The sequence below is a fragment of the Azorhizobium sp. AG788 genome (assembly GCF_004364705.1).
Lineage (GTDB): Bacteria > Pseudomonadota > Alphaproteobacteria > Rhizobiales > Xanthobacteraceae > Azorhizobium > Azorhizobium caulinodans.
Genome location: NZ_SOBM01000007.1, coordinates 123,691 through 148,983, shown reverse-complemented (window position 1 = coordinate 148,983; position 25,293 = coordinate 123,691). Strand labels below are relative to the sequence as shown.

The window sequence follows — 25,293 nt, the reverse complement described above, 5'->3', positions numbered from 1 at the left end:
CGCCTACCCTTCCGCTCCCAGCAGACGCTCGGCAGCGGCGCGGGCTTCGGCGGTGACGGTGGCGCCGGCGAGCATGCGGGCGATTTCCTCGCGGCGGTGCTCGTCGGTGAGGGGGGCGACGCGGGTGGTCACGGGCGCGTCCTTCTTGGCCCCCGGCGCGCTCGCCTTGGAGATGAGCAGATGCTGGCCGGCGCGCGCGGCCACCTGCGGGGCATGCGTCACGGCCAGCACCTGGACCTTGCCCGCCAACCGCGCGAGGCGCTGGCCGATGGCCGCGGCCACCGCGCCGCCGACGCCACTGTCGATCTCGTCGAAGATCAGGGTCGGGGCCGAGCCGCGATCGGCCAGTACCACCTTGAGCGCCAGCAGGAAGCGGGAAAGCTCGCCGCCGGACGCCACCTTCATCATCGGGCCGGGGCGGGTGCCGGGGTTGGTCTGCACCCAGAATTCCACGCGGTCGTAGCCCTCTGGTCCCGCCTGCGCCGGGTCGCTGTCGATGCGGGCGGTGAAATGCGCGCGCTCCAGCTTCAGCGGCGGCAGTTCGGCATCCACCGCCTTGTCGAGGCTGGCGGCGGCCTTGGCGCGGCGCTGGGCGAGCTTCGCGGCGGCGGCGCGATAGGCGGCCTCGGCGGCGGCGGTGCGCTCCTCGAGGCCGGCGAGGGTGGCCGCGCTCCGGTCGAGCGCGGCGAGGTCCGCCTCGAACTTCGCCTGCACCTTCGGCAGGTCGTCCACCGCGCCGCCATACTTGCGGGCGGCGGCGCGCAAAGCGAACAGCCGCTCCTCGATCTGCTCCAGTTCGCGCGGGTTGAAGGCCGTGGCCGAGAGCGCGGCTTCCAGATGCGCGCGGGCGGTCTCCAGAGCGTCGAGCGCGATGTCGATGGCCTCCACCGCCGGCTGCACGAGATCCTGCGATTCGCCCGCCCGCCGCTCCAGACGGCGCACGGCGGCGGCGAGTGTCGGCACGGGTGAGCCATGGCCGCCCACCGCGTCCAGCGCTTCGGAAAGATCGCCGGCGATCTTCTCGGACCGCATCATGAAGGTGCGGCGCTCGGAGAGTGCAGTTTCCTCGCCCTCCTCGGGCGCGAGCTTGGCGAGTTCGTCCACCGCGTGGCGGATGTAGTCGGCTTCCCGCGCGGCGGCTTCCAGACGGGCGCGCTCGGCATCGGCATCCGCCAGCACGGCGCGCCAGGCGCGCCAGAGTTCGGAGACCTTGCGCACGTCGGCGCCAAGGCCGCCGAAGGCGTCCAGAAGGGCGCGGTGGGTCGCGGGGTCCACCAGTGCGCGGTCGTCATGCTGGCCGTGCAGTTCCACCAGCAGTGCGCCCAGCGCGCGCAGGGTCTGCACCGAGACCGGCTGTTCGTTGATGGTGGCGCGGGTGCGCCCGTCGGCCATCTGCACCCGGCGCACGACGATCTCGCCCTCGTCGGCGATGTCGGCGCCCTGCAGCAGGGCGCGGGCGGGATGGTCGAGGGCGATGTCGAAGACGGCGGTGATCTGGCCCTTGTCCGCGCCATGGCGGACCAGCGAGCCGTCGCCCCGCCCGCCCAGAGCGAGGGACAGCGCATCCAGCAGGATGGATTTGCCCGCGCCCGTTTCGCCCGTGAGGACGGTGAGCCCGCCGTTCAGGGCGAGATCAAGCCTCTCGATAAGAACGATGTCCCGGATCGAGAGGGACGAGATCATGGCAGGTCAGCCGACGCCCAACTTCTTGAAGGCCTGACTGATCCAGGACGCCTTGTTCTCCTGCGGCAGGAGACCCTTGGACTGGACCAGCTTGAAGGCGTCCTTATACCACTGGCTGTCTGGATAGTTGTAGCCCAGAACGGCGGCGGCGGTCTGCGCCTCGTTGACGATGCCGAGCGCCATATAGGCTTCCGTGATGCGGAAGAGGGCTTCCTCGGTCTGGCGGGTCGTCTGGTACTGGGTGATGACCACCTTGAAGCGGTTGATCGCGCCCGTGTAGTTGCGCTGCTCCAGATAGTAGCGGCCGATCAGCATCTCCTTGCCGGCGAGCTGGTCGCGGGCCACCTCGACCTTGCGCTTGGCGCCGGCCGCATACTCGGTGTTGGGATACTTGCGAATCACGTCGTCCAGAGCGTCGAGCGCCTGGCGGGTGCGGCGCTGGTCGCGGCTGATGTCCGGAATGCTGTCATACAGCGAGGAGGCGACGAGATAGGAGACGTAGGGCGCGTCCTGCGAGCCCGGATGCAGGGCGAGGTAGCGCTTGCCGGCCGAGATGGCGTCGTCGTACTTGCCGGCCTCGTAATAGACATAGGTGTCCATAAGCAGGGCCTTGCGGGCCCACTCGGAATAGGGGTGCGTCTTGTCGATGTCCTCGAAGCGCTTGGCGGCGCCGTCGAGGTCACCCTTGTTCAGCAGCGTCAGGCCTTCGTTATAGATCTTCTCGGCCGGCTCATCGGGCGCCATGACATCCTTGTCATTGGCGCAGCCCGCCAGCGTGGCGGAAACGAGGACAACTCCCAGCAGAGCCGCAGCGCGGGACGTCCCGGCGCGAAACACAGCCGCGTCAATGAAAAGGCGCATACGTTCAGATCCCGTTGAAGGCGCACGCCTACGCTGGCGCAAAGGGGTCACCGCTTCCGGCGCTAAAGGCGCTTTCCGCCGGCATTGTGGCGGCCGGTCGTGAACAGACCGCAAACGTCGTGTCAGGCAGTGGAAATATCGCGGCTGTGGACTGGCGGCAAGCCTGCAACCGGGGGCCGGTGGCCCGGCGAGCGCGGTGGGGCATGATCGGGCGAGGTCCATTTACCCCGAGTTTGCCATGTCCAGCGTTTCCCGCCGGTTCGGCGCGTACACCGTCACTCTGCTGCGGGACGGCTTCTTCTCCGCCCCCGGAGACGTGCTGACCCATCCGGGCGGCGAGGCTGCGGTGGCGCGCGCACGCGCTGGCCTCCCGTTGCGCGAGGGGCAGCCCACGGTGGCGGTGGACGTCAACTGCTTCCTGCTGCGCGGCCCCTCCGGCGCCATGCTGGTGGACGCGGGCACGGGCCCCGCCTGGGGCGCGAACTTCGGCCATGCCCGTCAGGCCCTGGCGGGCGAGGGTGTGGCTCCGGATGAGATCGCGCGGGTGCTCATCACGCATCTCCATGGTGATCACGCCCTCGGCCTCGTTGCGGACGGGGCCGCCTATTTTCCGCGGGCCGAGATCCTCGTGCCGGACGCGGAACTCGCCTTCTTCACGTCCGATGCGGCACGCGCGCGCACGCCGCCGGCGCGCCGGGGTGGCTTCGATGTGACGGCTGCGGTGCTCGAGGCCTATGGCGACCGGGTGCGGGGCATCCCTTTGGGCGACGTGCTGCCGGGCATCACGGCCCTGCCGCTGCCGGGGCACACGCCGGGCCATACGGGCTACCTCGTCGCCGGCGAGGGGGAGGGGCTGCTCATATGGGGCGACGCGCTGCATGTGGGGGAAGTGCAGGCGCCGGATCCCGATGTGGGCGTGATCTATGATCTCGATCCGTCGCTGGCCGCCGCCTCCCGGCGAGAGGCGCTGACGCAAGCCGCCCGCGAAGGCTGGACCGTCGCGGGCGGGCACATCACAGGATTTCAGAAGGTTGCGGCGGAAGGCGACGGCTTCCGACTGACGCCGGCCTGAGCGGCCGGCAACCCAGGCTCAGCGCTCCGGCGCGTACGCGGCGACGGGCTGGCCGAACACGATCTCGGCGGCGTCGCGGCGGCCCATCTCGGTGGCTTCCACAACCGCATAGGCGGTGCGGTCGGCGAGCAGGGCGTCCACCACCTGGAAGTTCAGCTTGTGGCCGCCCCGGAAGGACGAATAGCGGCCGAGCAGCGGCAGGCCGGCGAGGGCGAGGTCGCCCAGCGCGTCCAGCGCCTTGTGGCGGACGAATTCGTCGCTGGCGCGCAGGCCGCCGTCGTTCAGGATGCCGTCGTCCGCGAGGCAGACGGTGTTGTCCAGCGAGGCGCCGCGGGCATAACCGGCGGACCGCAGGCGTTCCACATCCTTCAGGAAGCCGAAGGTGCGGGCGAAGGCGAGTTCACGGCGGAAGACGGAGGGCGTCATGGTCGCCGCGAAGCGCTGGCGGCCGATGCGTTGGTGATCGAACTCGATCTCGACTTCGAGTCGGAAGCCGGCATCGTAGGGACGCAGCTCGCCGAAGGAGGAACCGTTCTCGACCCGGACCGGCTTCAGCACCTTGAGGAACTTGCGGCGGGCCTTCTGCTTCACCGTGCCGACCGCGTCGATGGCGGCGACGATGGGGGCGGCGCTGCCGTCGAGGATCGGAACCTCGGGGCCGTCGATCTCGATCAGCGCATTGTCGATGCCGAGGCCCGACAGCGCCGAGAGCATGTGCTCGACGGTGGAAACGAGGATGCCGGTCTTGTCACCGAGCACGGTCGCAAGGTCGGTGGCCTGCACCGACTGGCGGGAAACGGAAATCTTGCGGGGAGCCTGATCCGAGAAGGTGCGCTGGAAGACGATGCCGGTGTCGGGAGATGCGGGATGGATCTGGAGACGGGCTTCGATGCCGCCGTGAACTCCGACGCCCGTGAGCATCACCGTATCGGCCAGAGTGGTCTGCATCTTCTACCCATCCGTCTCGAAGGCGCTGGCAGTCCGCCCTGCCATCACTTCGCCCCTCAACCAACATCCTGCGGCGCCAGTTTCGCCATGCTCACAGTCTGCACTGGGCGCGGCGCGTGATCGCTTCGGATGGGCTGCACCCTAGTCGCAGGGGTGCGCTGCCACAAATCACGCTTGCTTACCGCCTGTTACGGTGGATGGTTGCCAAATTCCTTATGATTATCAAAAAGTTGCGCCCGACGTTGCCGCCGGGCGCATCAGGTTTGTTACAACGGAAGGGACCGGATTCGGAAGGTCGTGTCCCTCCGGGGCTGTTCGCCCCGGGTGCGTCGCGGCGCAGATTCGGACAAAGCCGGCGTCGCGGCGGACCTCTTGCCAAGGCGCTGGGATGACAGGCATCCGCGCCTTGAATCGTTCAGGTACCGTGGTCTCCGGAGGCGATGAGCGGGGCCCATCGCCTGCCGGGGTCGTCTCTTGGCTCAGTTCGCCTGACGGCGCAGGAAGGCCGGGATGTCCAGCTGGTCGTCGTCATGGCCCTGCTGGGGCGCCTGACGGCTGGGCACTTCCGCCTGCGGCCGGGTGGCCGGGCGCTTGGCGAATTCGGAGACAGGATCGCCGGGACGGCCGCCCATGCGGGGATCGGCGCCACGGGGCTCGGGAGCCCGCATGCTCGGCTGCTCGCGGCGGGCCGGAGGAGCTTCCGGCTCGTCATGGCTGCGGCCGAGGCCGCCGACGCTGGCAAGGCGCTGGAGCAGCGTCATGCGCTTCTGCTCCACCGGAGCCTCGCCGCGCTGGGCGCGGATCTGGTTCTGCGCCGGCACGGGGAGTTCATCCACGCGGGGCATGCGGGGCGCACGCGGACGCTGGGTCTGCGGCGGGATGTAAGGCGCGAACTCGTCCTCGACCACCGGCGGGGGCGCCGGGGGCTGCTCGGGCTCCACGAAGAAGGAGGGCTTCGGCGTGGCGGCGCGGATGGTCACTTCGTCCACCACCTGCGCCGGCTGGGTGGTGCGCTCGGGAAAGGACTGCCGGGGCGCCGGCTGGGGCGCCGGAGCCTGCTGCGGGGCAGGCTCACGATAGGCGGTCGGCTGGGGCAGCGGCTGCTGGGCCACCGGCGGGGCAGGCGGGGCCGCCGGCTCGAGGTCCATCAGGTCCTCGGCGGAGATGGAAGCCACCGCGCTGCGGATCTGGGCCTCGCGGGCCTGCTCCACGGCGGCGCGGCCGGCGTTGGACATCTTGCGGCCCTGGAACTCGCCCAGCGTCGTGCTGGTCTGGATCTGCTCGGGAACCACCGCCGGGTCGATCCCGGTGGCGACCACCGACACGCGGATGATGCCGTCCAGCGACTGGTCGAAGGTCGCGCCGAGGATGATGTTGGCGTCGGGATCCACTTCCTCGCGGATGCGGGTCGCCGCCTCGTCCACCTCGAACAGCGTCATGTCGTTGCCGCCGGTGATGGAGATGAGCAGGCCGCCGGCGCCGCGCATGGAGATTTCGTCCAGCAGCGGGTTGGCGATGGCGGCTTCCGCCGCCTGGAGGGCGCGCTTGTCGCCCGAAGCCTCGCCGGTGCCCATCATCGCCTTGCCCATGTCGCGCATCACGGCGCGGACGTCGGCGAAGTCGAGGTTGATGAGGCCTTCCTTCACCATGAGGTCGGTGATGCAGGCGACGCCGGAATAGAGCACCTGGTCGGCCATCGCGAAGGCGTCGGCGAAGGTGGTCTTCTCGTTGGCCACCCGGAACAGGTTCTGGTTCGGGATGACGATCAGCGTATCGACCGTCTTCTGCAGCTCGTTGATGCCGTGTTCGGCAACGCGCATGCGGCGCTGGCCCTCGAAGTGGAAGGGCTTGGTCACGACGCCGACGGTCAGGATGCCGAGCTCGCGGGCGGCGCGGGCCACCACGGGGGCAGCGCCGGTGCCGGTGCCACCGCCCATGCCGGCGGTGATGAACACCATGTGCGAGCCGGACAGGTGGTCGCGGATCTCGTCAATGACTTCTTCGGCGGCGGCGCGGCCGACTTCCGGCTGCGAACCGGCGCCGAGGCCTTCGGTGACGGCGACGCCCATCTGGACGAGCCGGTCGGCCTTGGAGAGCGAGAGCGCCTGGGCATCGGTGTTCGCAACCACGAACTCCACGCCGGACAGGCCGGCGCTGATCATGTTGTTCACCGCGTTGCCACCGGCACCGCCGCATCCAAACACCGTGATCCTGGGCCGCAACTCCCGAATGTCGGGCATCTGAAGGTTGATCGACATGTCCTCACTCCGTTGCGCCCGAAGCGCCGTCCCGACGGTTCCGAATCCGTGGTCTGCCCCTAGTTAAGCGGCTCACGGTTAACCATCTCTAAAAGCTGTCACGCAGCCATTGACCAACGCGGCCGAAATAAGAGCCGCTCTCCGCCCCGACGGCTTGACGCCGCCGCGGCTCGAAATGTTCGAGGCCCGCCACCTGCGGATAGACGAGCAGGCCCGCCGCCACGGCAAAGGCCGTGCCTCGCGCCGCTTCCGGCAGGCGGGAAACCCCAAGCGGGCGGCCGATTCGCACCTGCGGGCCGATGACACGGGCCATGAGGTCCGGCAGGCCCTGGAGCTGCGCGGCCCCGCCCGTGAGCACGAGGCGGCGCGCCGCATCGCCCACGTGGCCGGAGGCCTTCAGGCGATCGCGAATCAGCTCCACGATTTCTTCCGCACGTGGTTTCACAATCGTCACCAGACGCGACTTCGGCACGAGGTTGGGCTGGTCCCGCTCGTCGCCCGAAAGCGGCGGGATGGTCAGCATGTCGTGCTCGTCGGACGAGACCGCGACCACCGCGCCGTGCAGCGCCTTCAGGCGCTCGGCGTCGGCGAGGCGGGCCGGCAGGCCGCGCGCCACGTCATTGGTGATGTGCTGGCCGCCCACCGCGATGCCGTCCACATGGATGCAGTGTCCGCCCGAGACCACCGAGAAGGTGGTGGTGCCGGCGCCCATGTCGATGAGCGTGACGCCGAGTTCCATCTCGTCGTCGGTAAGCGAGGAGAGCGCCGCCGCATAGGGCGCGGCCACCATGGCCTCGATGCCGAGATGGCAGCGCTCCACGCACAGCACGAGATTCTTCAGTGAGGTGAGGTCGCCCGTCACCACATGCATGTCGACGCCGAGCTCCTTGCCCAGCATGCCGCACGGCTCGCCGATGCCGCGCCGGCTGTCGAGCGTGTAGCCCACGGGAAGCGCATGCATCACTGCGCGCCCGTCGCCCACCGCATAAGTGGAGGCGGCTTCCAGCACGCGGCGGATGTCGAACTCCTCCACCGCCGAGGCGGTGATGCGCACCTGCGCCTCGTAATGCTGCGAGGACAGGCGGGCGCCGGAGACGCCGAGAATGACGGAGGCGATCTGCACGCCCGAGGCGCGCTCGGCCATGTCCACAGCCTGCCGGATCGCGGCCTCCGCGCGGGCCATGTCCACCACCGCGCCGCCCTTCACGCCATGGGCGCGGGTGTGGCCGATGCCGAGCACGTCGATGGAGTGGGTGCGCCGCCGCAGCACGTCGGAGGCCGGTCGCGGCTTCAGGCGGGCGATCATGCACACGATCTTGCTGGTGCCGATATCCAGCACGCCGACGATGCCGCTCTTCTTGGGCGGCAGCGGGCGCATCTTCGGGGCGAAGCCCTGAGCGAGGCGAGACCTCATGTGGCGCCTACCTTCTTGGCCTTGGCACGGGCTTTGAGCATCTGCATCCGGGCATCTGCGGCAGCGTCGGACAGGCGGACGACGACCCGGTCGGGCAGTCGCAGGTCCACGATGGTGATGTCGCGGGTGAGCAGTTTCTTGTCGCGATCGAGATCGGCGAGTTCGGTGAGGGCGCCGTCGAGCCCCTGCTCGGGCAGGCGCACGTCGATGCCGTTTCGCAGCTTCAGCGTCCAGCGCCGACCGGCGACCAGAATGGAGGCGCGCACCTGGTCACGCACCGCCGGCACGCGGCCGAGGGCATCGACGATGTCCTGAACCTGCTTCTGCGCGCCCTCTCCCACCACGATGGGCAGGCTGATGTAGCGCGGATCATCCGAATAGGGGGCGATGGGCGTGCCGTCGCGGGCGATGACCTTGAGCTCGCCATTCACCTGCCAGAGGGCATAGGCCTGACGCTCCACCACCGCGATCTGGATCTTGTCAGGATAGAGCTTGCGCACGGTGGCGCTGGCGATCCACGGCATCTCCTCCAGCTTCTGGCGGGTGGCATCGGCGTCCACCAGCAGCAGCGAGGTGGTCTGCTTGATGCCGGCCGCCGCCAGGATCTCGGCGGGGGTGACGTGGTTCTGGCCGGAGAGGTCCACCTGCTTGATGCGGAAGCCGGCGACATTGGCGGCCAAGTCGCCCACGTCCACGGCGAGCGAGCGGGCTTCCTCCACATGGCCGCCGAGCACGGTGCCATAGGCGACGAAGCCGCCGATCACCAGCCAAGCCAGCACACCGCCGCTGCGCCGCCCGATGCTGGAGGCACCCATGCGCACCGAGAGCCGGTGCAGCAGCAGGGAGAGCCGGCTGGGCGGCCGGAAGTCGCTGATGGGGCGCGGCTTGTGGCGCCGCGCCGCAGCCGCCTGCGGCGGGGCCGGGCGGCGGGTCTGGGTGGGTTCGCCGGCCGGGCGCGGCCGGGCCGGGCTGGGGTTGGCCATCGGGGCCTCCTGCCTCAGCGATCCAGCGTCGCGTCCTCGACCATCCATGTCACAAGCTCGCCGAAGGAAATGCCCGCATGGGCCGCCATGTCCGGCACCAGAGACGTCTCGGTCATGCCGGGCTGTGTGTTGACCTCCAGGCACACGAGCCCCTTTCCATCGGGAAGGGTGTCGTCATAGCGGAAGTCAGCACGGGAGATCCCCCGGCAGCCGAGCGCGCGGTGCGCTTCAAGGGCCAGCATCCGGACCTGTTGGTAAATTTGGGGTAAAACGCGCGCCGGAAGGATGTGGCGGGAGCCGCCGGCGGCGTATTTGGACTCATAATCGTAGAAGCCGTGCACAGCTTCCACCTCGATCACGTCCAGCGCGTGGTCGCCCATCACGCCGCAGGTGAGTTCGAGGCCCTTGATGAAGGGCTCGGCCATCAGTGATTCGCCGAACGTCCAGTCGGCGCGGAACAGCTCCTGCGGCGGATGCGGCTGGTCTTCCTTGACGATGAAGACGCCGACGCTGGAGCCGCCGGTATTGGGCTTGAGCACATAAGGCGGGGGCAGGACGTGGCCCTTCGCCGCTTCCGCCCGCGTGACGAGATGGCCGCCGGGCACGGGAATGCCGGCCGCCGCCATCACCACCTTGGCGCGGGCCTTGTCCATGGCGAGCGCGGAGGCGAGCACGCCGGAATGGGAATAGGGAATGCGCAGGATTTCGAGGATGCCCTGGATGGTCCCGTCCTCGCCGGGGCAGCCGTGCAGCAGGTTCAGCGCCACGTCTGGCTTGAGGCGGGCGAGCACCTCGGCGACGTTGCGGTCCACATCCACGCGGGTGACGCGGTAGCCGACCTCTTCCAGCGCCTTGGCGCAGCCGGCGCCGGACCGGAGCGAGACCTCCCGTTCCGGAGACCATCCGCCCATCAGCACAGCCACATGCTTCGCCATCTCGCCCGAACTCCCGACCTACGCCCGCGGTGCACCCCGCACGGGCGCCCGCATCGGCACAGTTAACCTCAGGGCGGTGTGTAATTTCCTAAGGGCGGGCGTGAGGCTGAGACGTGGCGGGGACGCGGCGTGTCTGATCCGGGCGCAGAGCCGCGAGTGTCAGGCCGGAAGGCCGATCCGCTTGATTTCCCACTCCAGCGTTACGCCGCTGGTTTCCAGCACCCGGCGGCGGACTTCCTCACCGAGGCCTTCGATCTCGGCGGCGGTGGCGCCGCCGAGATTGATGAGGAAGTTGGTGTGCATCTCCGACACTTGCGCGCGGCCCATGACGAGGCCGCGGCAGCCGGCGGCGTCCACGAGCTGCCAGGCCTTCTGTCCAGGCGGGTTCTTGAAGGTGGATCCGCCGGTGCGGCTCTTGATGGGCTGGGTCGCCTCGCGGGAGGAGGTGATGCGCTCCATCTCCGCCTGAATTTCGGCCACGTTGCCCGGCGTGCCGCGGAAGGTCGCCTGCGTGAAGATGAAGTCCTCCGGCGCGGCGCTGTGGCGATAGGTGAAGCCCATGTCCGCCAGCGAGAGGACATGGATGCGCCCGGCCCGGTCCACGGCGCGGGCGCTGACGAGGGCGTCCTTGGTCTCGCCGCCATAGGCGCCGCCATTCATGCGCAGGGCGCCGCCGATGGCGCCGGGAATGCCGCGCAGGAAGGCAAGGCCCGCGAGCCCTGCATCCGCCGCCGCCCGCGCCACCTTCACGTCCGGCACGCCCGCACCCGCGAGGATCGTGGTGCCGTCCACCGCAATGTCGGTGAAGCCTCGCCCCAGCCGGATCACCATGCCGGGCACCCCGCCGTCGCGCACGATGAGGTTGGAGCCGAGGCCGATGACCGTGACCGGGATCTCCGCCGGCAGGTGCGCCAGCGCATAGGCGAGGTCCGCCTCGTCCGCCGGCTGGAACAGCACCTGCGCCGGTCCGCCGACGCGGAACCAGGTCACATCGGCGATGGGGGCATTGGCGGTGAGCTTGCCGCGCAGCTCGGGAAGTGCAGCGGCAAGGTCGGGCACGAGATCGGGAAAGGCGGGCGCGGCGGCAGGCGAAGTCATGGGCGGGGCTTTAGCCCCTCCAGCACCGGCTGCCAATGCGGGGTGTGGCCGCGCGTCGGGTCGCGGCCCGCTTCAGAGCACCACCACGCCCCGATGCTTGGCCTCGCCTTCGGGTTCCACATGGATGGTGATGATGGTGTCGTCCATCTCCTCCTCCAGCGCCCGCTCGATGCGGTCGCAGATCACATGGGCGGCGGCGACCGTCATGTCGCCGGGCACCACGAGGTGGAATTCCACGAAAGTCATGCGGCCGGCATGGCGGGTGCGCAGGTCGTGCGCCTCGATGGCGCCAGCGGCATGGGTGGAGACGAGTTCGCGGATGCGGCCCACCACGTCCGGCGGCGGAGCGGCGTCCATGAGCCCGCCTACCGACTCGCGCATCAGGCCCCAGCCGGTCCAGAGGATGTTGATGGCGACGAGGCCGGCGAGGATGGGATCGAGCTGCGGCCAGCCCGTGACCGGCACGAGGATGAAGCCGCACAGCACGCCGACCGAGGTGACCACGTCGGTCATGAGGTGCTTGCCGTCGGCGATGAGGGCCGGCGAGCGGCGCGCCTTGCCGATGCGCAGCAGCACCACGCACCACACGGCGTTGATGATGGTGGCGGCGCCGTTCAGCAGCATGCCGTTCAGCGGCTGCTCGGGGAAATGCGGATCGAGGAAGCCGTAATAGGCCTCCCGCAGGATGGAGAGGGAGGCGACGACGATCAGCACGCCTTCGAGCACGGCGGAGAAATACTCGGCCTTGTGGTGCCCGTAGGGATGGTTGTCGTCGGCCGGCCGGCCGCTGATCTGGAGCGCGAAGAAGGCCGCGAGCGAGGCCGCGACATTGATGATGCTTTCCAGCGCGTCGGACAGAAGGGCGATGGAGCCGGTGACCCAATAGGCCGCGCCCTTGAGGGCCAGGACGATGGCCCCGATCAAGACGCTTGCGGCTGCCACCTGAAGGTTGCGGCTCATGGGCGTCTCCGAGGCTCGACCGGTGGATGGGGGGATGCCTAGCCCGTCCCCTCCCGCAACGCAACCGTACCCTTTGCAGGCCGCCTGTGCTTAGCGGGCAAAGGGTGGGCTCTCTCCGCCAAAACGTTCCAGCAGGCGGTCGACCGCCTGCTCCAGCTCGTCCAATTGCCGGGCGTAGATGTCCCAAAGGATTTCCAGATCGATCCGATTGTAAGCGTGGCGGATGTGGTTGCCGAGGTCCGCGATACGGCGCCACGGAATTTCCGGTGCTTCCGCCTTCCAGGCCTCCGGCACGTGGCGAGACGCTTCGCTCAGGATTTCAAGGAAGCGTTCGTAGGCGGCACGAACCGCCCGGTCGGTGAGCAGGATTTGGAAGGCACGGCCTTCCAGCAGCGCGCGGATGTCCCGGATGCTCTCCTGCATGTCGCGCAGGCGGAACATCTCTCGCTCGCCCATCAGAAGACCTCGATGCCGTCCCGCGCCAACGTGCGGCGGAAGCTGTCATCCAGGCTGCGCCGCATGAAAATATTGGCTGGAACGCCGACCCGGTCTTCGATGTGGTGCGCGACACCCACGAGATCGATCAGCGAAAAGCGCGAATTGGCCGCAACATCGATGGCGACGTCTACATCGCTGTCCGGGCGGTGGTCGCCGCGGGCGCGGGAGCCGAACAGCGCAAGCCCGGTCACGCCCTCGGCCCGCAACTGCGGCTCAAGGGCGATGAGGGCTTCGATCAGCTCGTCGCGCGAGAGGGACATGGGAGGATCATAGCACAATGCGCCCGATGGCTCCTCAGCCCAGCTTCTCCAGTTCGCCCGGCAGGGCATAGGCCCATTGGGTGATGGTGCCGGCGCCGAGGCAGATGACGAAGTCGCCGGGCTTGGCGAGACCCGCGACGAGGCCGGCCAGTTCCTCCGGCCCTTTCAACGGCGTCACCGAGCGGTGGCCGCGGGCGCGCAGGCCCTGCACCAGATGCTCGCTGTCGGCGCCCGGCACCGGGCTCTCGCCCGCCGCATAGACAGGGGCGACGATCACATGGTCGGCGTCGTTGAAGCAGGTGCAGAATTCATCGAACAGCGAGGCGAGGCGGGTGTAGCGGTGGGGCTGCACCACGGCGATCACCTGTCCGTCCGTGGCGGCGCGGGCGGCGCGCAGCACGGCGGAAATCTCCACCGGATGGTGGCCGTAATCGTCGAAGACGGTCACGCCCTTCCATTCGCCGGTGCGGGTGAAGCGCCGCTTCACGCCGCCGAAGCCGCCGATGGCCTCGATGATGCGGTCGTCCGGCACCCGCAGCTCACGGGCGACCGCAATGGCGGCGGTGGCGTTGAGCGCATTGTGCTTGCCGGGCATGGGCAGCTTCAGCCCGTCGATGCGGTGCTCGGCGGTGCCGGCCCGGTCGCGGAACACGACGCCGAAGCGGGTGATGCCGCCGCGCAGGTCCACGTCCACGAGGCGCACGTCCGCCTGCGGGTTCTCGCCATAGGTGATGATGCGCCGGTCCTCGATGCGGCCAACGAGGGCCTGCACCACCGGATGGTCGATGCACATCACCGCGAAGCCGTAGAAGGGCACGTTCTCCACGAAGGTGCGGAAGGCCTCCTGCACCTTGTCGAAGGTCTTGAAATGGTCGAGGTGCTCGGGGTCGATATTGGTGATGATGGCGACTTCCGCCGGCAGCTTCAGGAAGGTGCCGTCGCTCTCGTCCGCCTCCACCACCATCCAGTCACCGGCGCCGAGGCGGGCGTTGGTGCCATAGGCATTGATGATGCCGCCATTGATGACGGTGGGGTCGAAACCGCCCTTGTCCAGGAGGGTCGCCACCAGTGAGGTGGTGGTGGTCTTGCCATGGGTGCCGGCGATGGCGACGCAGCTCTTGAGGCGCATCAGCTCGGCCAGCATCTCGGCCCGGCGCACCACCGGCAGGCGCTTCGCGCGGGCGGCGAGCAGCTCGGGATTGTCGCGCTTGATGGCGGAGGAGACCACCACCACCTCGGCGCCGTCGATATTCTCCGCCTTGTGGCCCACGGTGACCGCGATGCCATTCTCGCGCAGGCGCTTCACATTGGCGTTCTCTGCCACGTCCGAGCCCTGCACCGTATAGCCGAGGTTGTTCAGCACCTCCGCGATGCCGCTCATGCCGATGCCGCCGATGCCGACGAAATGAATGGAGCCGAGGGCCTCGGGAAGCTTCATGGCGGTGTCGTCCAGTTTGCGGGCGGCGCCGCCGGGCGCGGTGCCGCGAAAGGTCTGATCAGGCCGAGGGCGAGCCGGCGAGGCGCGCGACGAGGTCCGCCAGCCGTTCGGCGGCGTCGAGCACGCCCGCGCTTCTGGCCGCATCGGCCATCTGCGTCAATGTCTGGGGCGCGGCGGCAAGCCGCGTGATCTCCCGCGCCACGCGCTCGGGCGTGAACTCGGCCTGCGGGATGGGCAGCGCCCCGCCGGTGGCGGCAAGTGCCTTGGCATTGGCGGCCTGATCCTGATCGATCGCGCCCGGCAGTGGCACGAGAAGGCTTGGCCGGCCAAGGGCGGAGAGCTCGGCCACCGTGGAGGCGCCGGAACGCGAGATGACAAGCTGGGCCGCCGCCATGCGGGCAGGCAGATCGTTAAAGAAGGGCGCCACCTCGGCGGTGATGCCGGCCTGCGCATAGGTGCCCTGCACGCGGTCGAGGTCTTCCGCGCGGGCCTGCTGCACAACCCTGAGGCGGGCTCGCAACGTGGGATCGAGCCTTGCGAGGCCGTCCGGCACGATGTCGGACATCACCCGCGCGCCCTGGCTGCCGCCAAACACCAAGAGGTTCAGCGGCCCGTCGGCGGTGGGCGGCGCATAGGGAATGCGGGTCGCTTCCAGCACGGCGGGGCGCAGGGGATTTCCGGTCCACACTGCCTTGGCCTTGAGGGCCGGGTCGTTGTCCAGAATGCCGGGAAATCCGGTGGCGATGGCCTTCACCCGCCCAGCCAGCAGGCGGTTGGCGCGACCCATCACGCCGTTCGCCTCATGCACGAGGCTCGGCACGCCAGTGAGGCTGGCGGCCATCAACGGCGGCACGGTGGGATAACCGCCGAAGCCCACCACCACGGCAGGCTTGATACGCCGGAGCAGCATTAACGCCGAAAGGAAGCCGCCACCGAGTGCCAAGGCGGTCTTCGCAAGCGCCACGGGCGAGCGCCCGCGCACCGTGTCGGCGGAGAGCACGTGGAGTTCGCGCGCCGGGAAGTGGCCGGCATAGCGGGCGGCGCGGGAATCGGTCGCAAGGTCGATGGTGAAGCCGCGTGCGGCCAGCGCGGCGGCCAGCGCCTCGGCGGGGAAGAGATGGCCGCCGGTGCCGCCGGCGGCGAGGAGGACGAGCTTGCTCACGCCGGCACCGCCGTGGGGCCGCCGGCGTGGTCTTCGGCGTGCGTCGGGTCGATGGGGGTGGCGAGCACCGCGCCCTTGGGGAGCGACATGGGCTCGCTCAGCGCCGCCATGGCCGAAGCGCCGGGCTTGGCGCGGCAGAAGGCGAGCAGCATGCCCATGCCGAAGGCGATGGAGATCAGCGAGGAGCCGCCATAGGAGATGAAGGGCAGGGTCATGCCCTTGGCGGGCATCAGGTGCACGTTCACCGCCATGTTGATGCAGGCCTGAAGGCCAAACAGCATGGCAAGGCCGGTGGCGGCGAAGCGGGAGAAGGGGTCCTGCTCCTTCACGGCCCGGTTCAGGCTGCGCAGGATGATGAAGGCGAACAAGGCCAGCAGGATGAGGCACAGGATGATGCCGAACTCCTCCGCCGCCACGGAAAACACGAAGTCCGTGTGGCCGTCGGGGAGGATGCGCTTCACCGTGCCCTCGCCCGGTCCCTGTCCCAGCCACCCGCCATGGCGGAAGCTCTCCAGCGCTGTATCCACCTGATAGGTGTCGCCGCTCGCCGGATCGAGGAAGCGGTCGATGCGCTTGGTCACGTGCGGCACGAATTTATAGGCGAGGAAGAGGCCCGCCGCGCCGACGCCGCCGAGGCCCACCATCCAGATCCACCTGAGGCCCGCGAGGAAAAACAGGGCGCCCCAGACGAGGCAGATGAGGGTGGTCTGGCCGAAGTCCGGCTGCATCACGAGGGGCAGCAGCACGGAGCCGAGCAGCACCACGGCGAGGAACTGGGCCGGCATTTCCGGCCGCTTGCCGCTTTCGGAGAACAGCCAGGCGGCCAGCACCACGAAAGCGGGCTTCAGGAATTCGGAGGGCTGCACGGTGATGCCGGCGAGGTTCAGCCAGCGCCGGGCGCCCTTCACTTCCGGGCCGATCACCAGCGTGGCGAACAGCAGCACCAGAAAGACCGCGAACACCACGACGCAGATGCGCCGGATGGTGCGCGGCTGGAGGAAGGACGTGCCGAACAGCACGCCGATGGCCGGCAGCAGGAAGAAGATCTGCCGGTCCACGAAGTGGAAGGGATCGTTGATGCCGAGGCGCGCGGCGACCGGCGGGGAGGCGGCGAGGCACAGGACGATGCCCACCATCATCAGGACCAGCAGGCTGCCGAGCAGCAGGCGGTCCACCGTCCACCACCACTCGCTCAGCACGGTGCGGTCGGCGCGCGACATCATCTCGAAAACACTCCGGCGGAAACTGCCGGACACCATGGGGCGGACTTGGTTGACGGCGGATTAAGGACCGCGCGCCTGCGGCATGGCAGCCTTTACGAGCGCGTGAGTGGCGCTGCCGCGCTTTGGGGCGTAGCGTCCGGCCAACTTTCACGAAATCCCCGTGTGACCCTTGAAGAAGATCGGTTTTCTCTCGTTCGGCCACTGGACGCCCTCGCCCAATTCCGGAACCCGCTCCGCGGGCGATGCGCTGCTGCAATCCATCGACCTTGCGGTGGCGGCGGAGGAACTGGGCGCGGACGGCGCCTATTTCCGTGTCCACCATTTCGCGCGCCAGCTGGCGTCGCCCTTCCCGCTGCTGGCAGCGGTGGGGGCCAGGACCAGCCGCATCGAGATCGGCACCGCCGTCATCGACATGCGCTATGAGAACCCGCTCTACATGGCGGAGGATGCCGGGGCGGCGGACCTCATCGCCGGAGGCCGCCTCCAGCTCGGCATCAGCCGGGGCTCGCCGGAGCAGGTGATCGATGGCTGGCGCTATTTCGGCTACCAGCCGGCCGAGGGGCAGAGCGATGCGGACATGGGCCGGCGCCATGCCGAGGTGCTGCTGGACGTCCTGAAGGGCGAAGGCTTCGCGAAGCCCAATCCGCGCCCCATGTTCCCCAATCCGCCGGGTCTGTTGCGCCTTGAGCCTTATTCGGAAGGCCTGCGCGAGCGTATCTGGTGGGGCGCGGGCTCCAACGCCACCGCCGTCTGGGCGGCGGAGCGGGGCATGAACCTGCAAAGCTCGACGCTGAAGGATGACGAGACGGGCGAGCCCTTCCACATCCAGCAGGCCAAGCAGATCCGCGCCTATCGGGAGGCCTGGAAGGCGGCGGGCCATGCGCGGGAGCCGCGCGTGTCGGTGAGCCGCAGCATCTTCGCGCTGGTGGACGAGCGGGACCGCGCCTATTTCGGCCGGGGCAATGAAAGCGCCGACCAGATCGGCTTTCTGGACGAGAAGACCCGCGCCATCTTCGGCCGCAGCTATGCGGCGACGCCGGATGTGCTGATCGAGGAACTGCGCAAGGACGAGGCGATCGCCGAGGCCGATACCCTGCTCCTCACCGTGCCGAACCAACTGGGCGTCGACTACAACGCCCATGTGATCGAGGCGATCCTGAAGCATGTGGCGCCGGCGCTCGGCTGGCGCTGAGTTTCATCTGAAGCGGCAAGCGGGGCGGCTCGACCGCCCCGCAGTCTTCAGCCCTCGTAGCGCAGGACGTGCAGGCCGGCGTTCCAGTCGCTGAGATAGATGATGCCATCGGTCTGCACGTTCACATCGCAGGTCTGCGGCGCCAGTGCATTGCCGGGGCGCGGATCGAGGATGCGCTTGGGCGGCGGGGGCACGAAGCGGGCAACCTCGCGCGGGGCATAGGCATCGCGGATGTCGAACACCCGCAGGCCCGCATTGTGATAGGTGGCGAAGATCAGCTCCTCGCTCTGGAAGGTCTCTGGCCGGTTCTCATGCAGGTTGTGCGGGCCGAAATTCTCGCCCGTCCGGCAGAAATTCTCCTCTTTCGGCGTCGGCAGGGAGGAGATGGACACCGGGTTCTGCGGCGCCCGCACGTCATAGATCCACGTGTAGCTGAGGCCCTTGGCGCAGTTGAGGCTGGAGCTTTCGTCCGCGATCACCGCGAGCTTGCGGCCGGGCAAGGGCAGCGGGGTGTGCGTGCCGCCCGGATAGGGCGGGGCGGTGTTCACGTGCGAGACGAGCTTGGGCTTGGTCTTGTCCGTCAGGTCGAGAATGGTGAAGCCGCCGTCGCGCCAGGCCGCGTAACCCGTATCGCCAGCGACGATCATGTGATGCAGGGCGACGCGCTTGCCGCTCCAGCTCGGGGTCTCGCCACCTTCCTTCCACATGCCGGGGATCCACCACTTGCCGATGATCTCAGGCTTGGTGGGATCGTTGATGTCGGCAATGACCAGGAAATGGTCGGTGAAGCCGTCCATATGGGCGGCGATATAAGCGTAGCGCCCGCCCGCATACCACAGGCGGTTCACGCCGATGCCGGGGATGTTGAGGAAGCCGATCTCGCGCGGGGCGGCGGGCTTGGAGATGTCATAGATCTTCACGCCGGCGGCGAAGTCCGCCTTGCCGGCCATGCTGCCGCCGAAGGACTGCTGGTAATAGGACAGGCCCGGATTGTACTTGCCGATGGTCGGGATGTCCGCGCCGCAGGCGAGCAGCATCAGGTCGCCATTGGTCTGAAGGTGATGGGTGCGCGTGTTGGCCGGCGCGGCCACGAACTGGATCGGCGTGGGCTTGGTGGGGTCCGCCACGTCCATGACGGTGAAGCCGTTCGAGAACATGTGGCCCACATAGAGCGTCTTGCGGCTCACCATGACCTGCACGCCGTCGGGATGCCCGCCCTGGTCGGAATAGGCGAGATGGGTCAGGCGGCCGTTCATGGGCAGGCCTGCGGACGCTGCGGCCGGCGCCGGAGCGGTCTGCGCCCATCCGGTGCGCGACACGGCAGGAAGGGCGAGCCCGGCGAGGCCGGCCAGGCACGAGCGACGAGAAATCATGGGAAGACCCCTGCGGGAAACTGGGCGACGGCACCCACCACGCTGGGGAAGATAGCGGCCGCGCCGGCGGAGGGAAGCGCCGCCTTGGCGAAAGCGGGCCGTTTCCATGCACGGAATGCAGGCAGGGTTAAGGGGTGAGCACCAGCCGGCCTGTAAGCCGGGTTCTGTATGGCGGGATTTCTCCCACGTGGCGGCCATTCCTCTGGGACGCCGGTTACCCGGCGCCTCTGGCAGTCAACCCGGACGACGATCCGAAGACCGGATTGGGCGCTTGCGCGCCCGTGCCGTCCCTATTCGACCTTGCTCCCGGTGGGGTTTGCCGTGCCGCTTCCGTTGCCGGTCGCGCGGTGGGCTCTTACCCCACCGTTTCACCCTTACCCGCGCACGCGCGGGCGGTCTGATTTCTGTGGCACTTTCCCTAGGGTCGCCCCCGCCGGACGTTATCCGGCACCGTGTCTCCGTGGAGCCCGGACTTTCCTCGATGCACAAGGCACCGCGGCCGCCCGGCCGGCTGGTCGCCTCCCAATGGGCGTTCGCGGGCCGGGCGTCAAGGCTTGGAGGGTGAATACCGGTGGGCCGTCGGCCTAGAGGCAGGTCGCCGGGAAATAATCCATGTCCCGGCAGGCGGGCGTGTTCTGCTTGCGGAACACATGGCAGGTCCGCACGCCGTTCGACACCGTGACGTGCAGCGTGCCCGCGGCACAGGCCGGCCTGTGACCGCCCTCATGGGGCGCGGCGATCCAGGTGCAGGTGCCGTTGGCATAAGCGTCGCGCAGCGTCTGGTTGTCGGCGTTGGCGGTGCGCCGCCGCCATGCGCTGCTGATGTTGAGGGTGTCGGGATTCAGGCAGGCGGCCTCGGCGGATGCCGCGGCCGTGCAGATCGCGGCCGCCGCCAATGCGGCAACGGCCAGCGCCTTGCGATATGAGGCAATCATCGGTCCTTGCTCCTCGCCGGAACGCGCCGTTTTCTGGCGCAAGGATGAGGGTAGGTTCAGCAGGATCGGGCCGGCTGTGCCATAGGTCACGCTCGATGAGATTTCGGCTGTGCGTCAGGGGATGCAGGATGCCTGGGAGGTTGGCAGCACCATGAGCGATTTTCCCGTCACCATCTATCACAACCCCGCCTGCGGGACGTCCCGCAACGCGCTGGCGATGATCAAGGCCGCCGGCTATGCGCCGACCGTAGTTGAGTATCTGAAGACCGGCTGGACGCAGGACCAGCTCAAGGGCCTCATCACCGCCATGGGCGGGACCGCCCGCGACATCCTGCGGCAGAAGGGCACGCCCGCCGCCGAACTCGGGCTGCTGGTGCCGGAGGTGAGCGAGGCGGATCTGCTCGCGGCCATGGTGGCGCATCCGATCCTGGTCAACCGGCCCATCGTGGTCACACCGCTCGCCACGCGCCTGTGCCGGCCATCCGAGCGGGTGCTCGATCTTCTGGAGCGCAAGCCCGACAGCTTCACGAAGGAAGACGGCGAGGCCGTCGCGCTCAAGCCTTGAGGCGATGAGAGTCGGCTTCAGCTGTGGGCGCAGCCGCCGTGATCATGGTCATGATCATGATGGTGGTCGTGCCCGGCATCCCCGTCCGCCGGGCGGGCGCCGATGAGATTGCGCAGGGTGAGAATGGTGGAGCCGTCGGCCACCCCGTCCACCTGCGAGCGGCGGAAGTGGCGCTGGAAGGCCATCACCACGTCGCGGGTGGCCTCGTCATAGAGGCCCGTCACCTCGATGCCGTAGCCATAGAGGGCGAGCATGGCCTGAAGCGCGGCAATGGGTTGGCCGCTGTCGCCCATCATCAGGAAGCGGCCGCCGCCCTTGGGCGCCTCGTGCACGTAATGGCCGACGCCAGCGTGGTGGAGGAACTCCCATGGGAATTTCTCGCCGGGGTCCTGTTTGCGGCCGGGAGCGACGTCGGAATGGGCGAGTACGCGGTCGGCCCGGATGCCGTGCCGCTCGACGATCTCGCGGCAGAGCGCGGCCACGGAACGCATCTGGCGGTCGGGGAAGTCCGGATAGCCCTGCCCGTGGCCGGGATTGACGATTTCGATGCCGATGGAGCGGGAATTGGTGTCGGCCTGCCCTTCCCAGGACGAGACGCCCGCGTGCCAGGCGCGCCGGGCCTCGGGTACCATCTGCACGATGCCGCCGTCCTCCAGCACCACATAGTGGCAGGAGACCTCGGCGGTGGCGCTGCGCAGGAGGTCGATGGCGGCCTGCGCGCTCTGCATGCCGGTATAGTGCAGCACCAGCATGTCGATGGCGGCGCGGCGCTCCCCGTGGTTGGGGGAGGGGGCAAGAAGGCTGACGAGTTCGCTGTCGGGGGCGAAGGGCAGGGGCTCGGGGCTCACCGTGTCTCCCGTTGTTCCATGATCCGGGCGTAGGCCGCATTTAGCGCAGCCACCCGGTCATTGGCGAGCTTGATCGCCGCCGGCGGCAGGCCGCGGGCCTGGAGGCGGTCCGGATGATGCTCGCGCACCAGCAGCCGATAGCGCGTCTTCACTGCCGCGTTCGAGGCGTCATGGGGCAGGTCGAGCACGGCATAAGGGTCGTCCGGCCGGTGGACGTGGCGGGCCTCTATGCGGGCATAGGCCACATCATCGAAGCCGAGCAGCCCGGCCACCTTGTGCATGAAGCCGAGCTCGCTCGGATGCAGCGCATGGTCGGCCTTGGCCACGTGGAAGAGGGCATCCAGCAGATCCTCGCGGGTCTGCGGTTCGTCGGCGAAGAGGACGCCGATCTGGCGGGCGTAGGCTTCGAAGCCTGCGGTATCCTGGCTGGCAAGGTCGAACACGCGAGCCACTCCTGCAAGTTCCTCGGGAGGAATGTCGAAGACTTCACGGAACGCGGCGACTTCCAGCGGCACCACCACGCCATCGGCTTTCGCCATCTTGGCGCAGAGTGCGATGAGGGCGATGGAGAAGGCGGCCGGTTTCGGAGCGGGGGCGAGAAGGCGCTGCACCACGTGGCCGGCGAGGCCACCGAGCAGACCTCCGAGCGGGCCGCCGAGGGCAAAGCCCAGCCCGGCACCGCCGATCATCCCTACCAACGACACGGAACCCCCGTCCCCAAGACCCTCGGACGTCCGGAAACGCCACAGGGCAACAACGCGGTACGCAACAACGCTTTAACCATGATCCCGAACCACCATCCCTGCGCGGGGCTTGCGTGCGCCGTGCGAGGAAAGCCGAGGCTTGCGCCTCGCGCGGTGCAATCAGCACCGATCATGTGCTGAAAATTAAGCCGCGATTAAGGTTAATGCATCCTTAAAGAATGCGGCCACGCCCGCGACCTGTCCCCAACCCGTTTTCACCGGCATCACCGGGCGCGAACCCGCGTGCAGACAGGCTTTGCCCGCGCGATTCCATTGACGCCCATATCCTCCCATGTTAACCCAAATCAGCCCATCCGGAGGCCGGCGTGTTCCGCCACGCCTCCGGCCGTGTCGAGGCAGCGGATCAAATCCGCGGATGGGGCGTCATCCGATCGCTGGGGGTTGCGGGCGACATGGACCGCTTCGTGTCCACCTACACGATGCGCCTGGACGCCAAGGGCCGGGTTTCCATCCCCGCGCCTTACCGCACCGTTCTGGCCAAGGATGGCACCGACCTTCTGCACTGCCATCCGAGCCTCGCCGAACCGGCGCTGGACGCGGGCGGCACCAGCCTGATGGCCGAGATCGAAGCCCTCATCGCCCGTTATCCGCCCTATTCGGAAGCGCGGGAGGAACTGGCGGCGGCGCTCTATGGCACGACGGAAATGTTGCGGATCGATCCGGAGGGCCGGGTCGTCCTGACGGAAAGCCTCAAGACCCACGCGGCCATCGCAGATCAGGTGACGTTCGTGGGTCTTGGCCACAAGTTCCGGATCTGGGAGCCGGAGCGGTTCCGCGCCCATCTCGCAGAGGCCCGCGAGAAGGTGCGGCAGCTCCGCCGCTCCCTCGGATCCGGCTCCGGGAACGAGGGGAGCATCTCGGGATGAAGACGGGCCGCGGGGTCGGGCCCACCGACGCCGCTGGCGGACCGGCCCGTCATCTTCCGGTGATGCTCACCGAGGTTCTCGCTCACCTCGCGCCGAAGGATGCCGGCACCTGTCTGGACGGCACCTTCGGCGCGGGCGGTTACACCCGCGCCATTCTTGAAGCGGCGCATGGCCGCGTCATCGCCATCGACCGCGACCCCACCGCCATTGCCGGCGGTCAGGCGCTGGTCGAGGAGGCCGGCGGCCGGCTGACGCTCGTGCACGAGCGCTTCTCCCATCTCGATCAGGTGGCGCAGGACCTCGGTGCCGCGCCGCTCGACGGCGTGGTGCTCGACATCGGCGTCTCCTCCATGCAGCTCGACGAGGCGGACCGGGGCTTCTCCTTCCGCCGCGACGGCCCGCTCGACATGCGCATGGCCAATGATGGGCCCTCCGCCGCCGATCTCGTGGCGGACCTCGACGAGGTGGAACTCGCCCACGTCATCTGGACGCTCGGCGAGGAGCGTTTCTCGCGCCAGATCGCCCGCGCCATCGTTAATGCACGTGCTGAATCGCCCATTACCCGCACGACCCAACTTGCCGACATCGTCTCGAAAGTGGTGTGGGCGAAGCCCGGCGAAATGCATCCCGCGACCCGCACCTTCCAAGCGCTGCGCATCGCGGTGAATGAGGAATTGCAAGAGCTTGTCGGGGCCCTCGCGGCCGCCGAGCGGGTGCTGAAGCCGGGTGGCCGGCTGGTGGTCGTCACCTTTCACTCGCTGGAGGACAGGATCGTTAAGAATTTTCTGTCACACCGAAGCAAGGCACCATCCGCCTCGCGTCACATGCCGCAAGCGGAGGGGCCGGCTCCCTCCTTCCGGCTGGTCGCCAAGGGGGCGGTGGAGCCCGGCTCCGACGAAGTGGCAGGCAATCCGCGCGCAAGGTCCGCGAAGCTTCGCGCGGCCGAACGCACGGACGCCCCGGCGCATCCGGATGGGGACCTGGCGGGCCTGCTGCCCGCCGACCTGTCACAACGCCGAGGGCGGAGACGCAGCTGATGTTTCGCATCGCCAACCTGTTGATGGTTCTGGCGCTGCTCGTGACCGCTGGTGTGGTTTACAAGGTCAAGTACGCTTCCACGGCGGAGGCGGAACGCCTCGCCCATCTGCGTGCCGCGATTCGCACCGAACGGGATCAGATCTCGATCCTGCGCGCCGAATGGGCGCGCCGCACGGCGCCTATCTATGTGCAGGGGCTGGTGCAGCGGCACCTCGACATGCAGCCGCTCGCCCCTGACAACATCTCCATGCTGGACGATCTGCCCGAGAAGCCCGCCCGCAACACGGACGGCATCGGCGGCATGATCGAGGCGCTGGTGGATGCCCCGCTGACCACCTCGTCCGTTCCGCCGAAGCCCGCGTCCGGCGAGCGTGCGACGCAGGGCAGCTCCGCCCCGCCCGCCGCCTCGGCGCTGCGTTCGCCCTCCAATCCCGCTCCGAACGCGACGCCCAAGCCCGCCGCACCCCGCTCTGGCGTGCCCTCCGCCGCCCGGCAGGCACCCGCCCCGCTGCCGGTGGCGCAGGCGATGCCGCAGCAGGCGCCCGCCGCGCCGCCGCAGCAGCCGCAGAACCCCTTCGCCGCGCTGGGCGCGCTCCTGCCGCCCGGCTTCCTTGGCACGCACTGACGAGGCCTGAGACATGATCCCCTCGTTCAAGGTGCCGGCTTTCCTCAAGACCTCCGCGCAGGGCCTCGGCCGGGCCGGCAGCGCCACGGGCAGCGTGCTGGGCCGCGCCGGCGGCTCGGTGGGGCGCTTCGTCCTCAACCTGCTGTGGCAGGTGGTGCGCTTCATCCTCATGACCATCTACGGCATGATCCGCTGGGTGGTGCTGCGCATCTACCGCCTGTGCCGCTGGTTCGTGATGCGGATCATCGGGCTCGTGCGCTTCACCTACCGCGCCTCGATCATCATCGTGCGCGG

The 25,293-nt window shown here is 68.7% G+C and carries 24 protein-coding genes and 1 other RNA gene; 6 read left to right on the top strand and 19 right to left on the bottom strand.

The features are described 5' to 3' along the window. Positions 1 to 3: 3 nt before the first annotated feature. Together recN and DFO45_RS19045 are read right to left on the bottom strand one after the other, a co-directional pair. Positions 4 to 1,683 (bottom strand): DNA repair protein RecN, encoded by a 1,680-nt coding sequence (gene recN / locus DFO45_RS19050; protein ID WP_133866099.1) that lies wholly within the window; start codon positions 1,681 to 1,683, stop codon positions 4 to 6. A gap of 6 nt (positions 1,684 to 1,689) precedes the next feature. Next, the gene (locus DFO45_RS19045) at positions 1,690 to 2,544 is read right to left on the bottom strand and encodes an outer membrane protein assembly factor BamD (protein ID WP_012173086.1); all 855 of its coding nucleotides are present in this window, start codon (positions 2,542 to 2,544) and stop codon (positions 1,690 to 1,692) included. 238 nt (positions 2,545 to 2,782) lie between these two features. On the opposite strand from DFO45_RS19045, the gene DFO45_RS19040 reads away from it, so the two are divergent. Further along, on the top strand, positions 2,783 to 3,616 hold the full coding sequence (locus tag DFO45_RS19040) for an MBL fold metallo-hydrolase (RefSeq protein ID WP_133866098.1): 834 nt from the start codon (positions 2,783 to 2,785) through the stop codon (positions 3,614 to 3,616). An 18-nt stretch (positions 3,617 to 3,634) separates the two neighbouring features. Here the strand turns inward: DFO45_RS19040 and lpxC are convergent, their stop codons facing one another. The 12 genes from lpxC to ftsW all read right to left on the bottom strand — a co-directional run bounded on the left by lpxC (position 3,635) and on the right by ftsW (position 16,793). Beyond that, positions 3,635 to 4,564, bottom strand: coding sequence for a UDP-3-O-acyl-N-acetylglucosamine deacetylase (gene lpxC / locus DFO45_RS19035; protein WP_133866097.1), 930 nt, complete (start codon positions 4,562 to 4,564; stop codon positions 3,635 to 3,637). Positions 4,565 to 5,043: 479 nt separating this feature from the next. Beyond that, positions 5,044 to 6,822 (bottom strand): cell division protein FtsZ, encoded by a 1,779-nt coding sequence (ftsZ, locus tag DFO45_RS19030; RefSeq protein ID WP_012173083.1) that lies wholly within the window; start codon positions 6,820 to 6,822, stop codon positions 5,044 to 5,046. Between the two features lie 88 nt (positions 6,823 to 6,910). Beyond that, positions 6,911 to 8,236 carry a cell division protein FtsA gene (gene ftsA / locus DFO45_RS19025; RefSeq protein ID WP_012173082.1) on the bottom strand — a complete coding sequence of 442 codons (1,326 nt, stop codon included), beginning with the start codon at positions 8,234 to 8,236 and terminating at the stop codon, positions 6,911 to 6,913. Further along, entirely contained in the window at positions 8,233 to 9,219 is a 987-nt protein-coding gene (locus DFO45_RS19020) for a cell division protein FtsQ/DivIB (protein ID WP_012173081.1), read from the bottom strand. The genes ftsA and DFO45_RS19020 overlap by 4 nt, the downstream gene beginning before the upstream one ends. 14 nt (positions 9,220 to 9,233) lie before the next feature. Beyond that, a complete protein-coding gene (locus DFO45_RS19015) occupies positions 9,234 to 10,154 on the bottom strand; it encodes a D-alanine--D-alanine ligase (protein WP_133866096.1) in 921 nt (306 codons plus the stop codon). Between the two features lie 159 nt (positions 10,155 to 10,313). Next, the gene (gene murB, locus DFO45_RS19010) at positions 10,314 to 11,252 is read right to left on the bottom strand and encodes a UDP-N-acetylmuramate dehydrogenase (protein ID WP_133866095.1); all 939 of its coding nucleotides are present in this window, start codon (positions 11,250 to 11,252) and stop codon (positions 10,314 to 10,316) included. Between the two features lie 72 nt (positions 11,253 to 11,324). Continuing rightward, positions 11,325 to 12,212: a cation diffusion facilitator family transporter gene (locus DFO45_RS19005; RefSeq protein WP_133866094.1), complete on the bottom strand. Its 888-nt coding sequence runs from the start codon at positions 12,210 to 12,212 to the stop codon at positions 11,325 to 11,327. Positions 12,213 to 12,302: 90 nt separating this feature from the next. Beyond that, positions 12,303 to 12,653: a HepT-like ribonuclease domain-containing protein gene (locus tag DFO45_RS19000; RefSeq protein WP_245518180.1), complete on the bottom strand. Its 351-nt coding sequence runs from the start codon at positions 12,651 to 12,653 to the stop codon at positions 12,303 to 12,305. A 14-nt stretch (positions 12,654 to 12,667) separates the two neighbouring features. Next, entirely contained in the window at positions 12,668 to 12,970 is a 303-nt protein-coding gene (locus DFO45_RS18995; RefSeq protein ID WP_133866092.1) for a nucleotidyltransferase domain-containing protein, read from the bottom strand. Positions 12,971 to 13,004: 34 nt separating this feature from the next. Continuing rightward, on the bottom strand, positions 13,005 to 14,408 hold the full coding sequence (gene murC / locus DFO45_RS18990) for a UDP-N-acetylmuramate--L-alanine ligase (protein ID WP_133866091.1): 1,404 nt from the start codon (positions 14,406 to 14,408) through the stop codon (positions 13,005 to 13,007). Positions 14,409 to 14,466: 58 nt separating this feature from the next. Then, on the bottom strand, positions 14,467 to 15,570 hold the full coding sequence (gene murG / locus DFO45_RS18985) for an undecaprenyldiphospho-muramoylpentapeptide beta-N-acetylglucosaminyltransferase (RefSeq protein ID WP_133866090.1): 1,104 nt from the start codon (positions 15,568 to 15,570) through the stop codon (positions 14,467 to 14,469). Then, positions 15,567 to 16,793, bottom strand: coding sequence for a putative lipid II flippase FtsW (gene ftsW, locus DFO45_RS18980; RefSeq protein ID WP_012173073.1), 1,227 nt, complete (start codon positions 16,791 to 16,793; stop codon positions 15,567 to 15,569). The genes murG and ftsW overlap by 4 nt, the downstream gene beginning before the upstream one ends. A gap of 169 nt (positions 16,794 to 16,962) precedes the next feature. Between ftsW and DFO45_RS18975 the strand changes: the two genes are divergently transcribed. Beyond that, entirely contained in the window at positions 16,963 to 17,985 is a 1,023-nt protein-coding gene (locus tag DFO45_RS18975; protein ID WP_133866089.1) for an LLM class flavin-dependent oxidoreductase, read from the top strand. 47 nt (positions 17,986 to 18,032) lie between these two features. On the opposite strand, the gene DFO45_RS18970 is transcribed toward DFO45_RS18975, so the two are convergent. The 3 genes from DFO45_RS18970 to DFO45_RS18960 form a co-directional block, all read right to left on the bottom strand. Next, the gene (locus DFO45_RS18970) at positions 18,033 to 19,358 is read right to left on the bottom strand and encodes a hypothetical protein (RefSeq protein ID WP_133866088.1); all 1,326 of its coding nucleotides are present in this window, start codon (positions 19,356 to 19,358) and stop codon (positions 18,033 to 18,035) included. Between the two features lie 137 nt (positions 19,359 to 19,495). Further along, an RNA gene (gene rnpB / locus DFO45_RS18965) (RNase P RNA component class A) lies at positions 19,496 to 19,873 on the bottom strand. A gap of 69 nt (positions 19,874 to 19,942) precedes the next feature. Then, complete coding sequence (locus DFO45_RS18960; protein WP_133866087.1) at positions 19,943 to 20,383, bottom strand: hypothetical protein; 441 nt, start codon at positions 20,381 to 20,383, stop codon at positions 19,943 to 19,945. Between the two features lie 61 nt (positions 20,384 to 20,444). Between DFO45_RS18960 and arsC the strand changes: the two genes are divergently transcribed. Beyond that, positions 20,445 to 20,858, top strand: coding sequence for an arsenate reductase (glutaredoxin) (gene arsC, locus DFO45_RS18955; RefSeq protein WP_133866086.1), 414 nt, complete (start codon positions 20,445 to 20,447; stop codon positions 20,856 to 20,858). Between the two features lie 17 nt (positions 20,859 to 20,875). On the opposite strand, the gene DFO45_RS18950 is transcribed toward arsC, so the two are convergent. Both DFO45_RS18950 and DFO45_RS18945 read right to left on the bottom strand, forming a co-directional pair. Then, positions 20,876 to 21,691, bottom strand: coding sequence for an N-acetylmuramoyl-L-alanine amidase (locus tag DFO45_RS18950; protein ID WP_133866243.1), 816 nt, complete (start codon positions 21,689 to 21,691; stop codon positions 20,876 to 20,878). An 11-nt stretch (positions 21,692 to 21,702) separates the two neighbouring features. Next, positions 21,703 to 22,410, bottom strand: a complete 708-nt coding sequence (locus tag DFO45_RS18945; protein WP_012173067.1) for a TerB family tellurite resistance protein — start codon at positions 22,408 to 22,410, stop codon at positions 21,703 to 21,705. A 452-nt stretch (positions 22,411 to 22,862) separates the two neighbouring features. Between DFO45_RS18945 and DFO45_RS18940 the strand changes: the two genes are divergently transcribed. The 3 genes from DFO45_RS18940 to DFO45_RS18930 are packed head-to-tail and all read left to right on the top strand — an operon-like array spanning position 22,863 to position 24,999. Further along, positions 22,863 to 23,336, top strand: coding sequence for a transcriptional regulator MraZ (locus tag DFO45_RS18940; RefSeq protein WP_012173066.1), 474 nt, complete (start codon positions 22,863 to 22,865; stop codon positions 23,334 to 23,336). After that, complete coding sequence (rsmH, locus tag DFO45_RS18935; RefSeq protein WP_133866085.1) at positions 23,333 to 24,373, top strand: 16S rRNA (cytosine(1402)-N(4))-methyltransferase RsmH; 1,041 nt, start codon at positions 23,333 to 23,335, stop codon at positions 24,371 to 24,373. Before DFO45_RS18940 ends, rsmH begins: the two co-directional genes overlap by 4 nt. After that, positions 24,373 to 24,999: a hypothetical protein gene (locus DFO45_RS18930; RefSeq protein WP_133866084.1), complete on the top strand. Its 627-nt coding sequence runs from the start codon at positions 24,373 to 24,375 to the stop codon at positions 24,997 to 24,999. The genes rsmH and DFO45_RS18930 overlap by 1 nt, the downstream gene beginning before the upstream one ends. Positions 25,000 to 25,293: the final 294 nt, after the last annotated feature.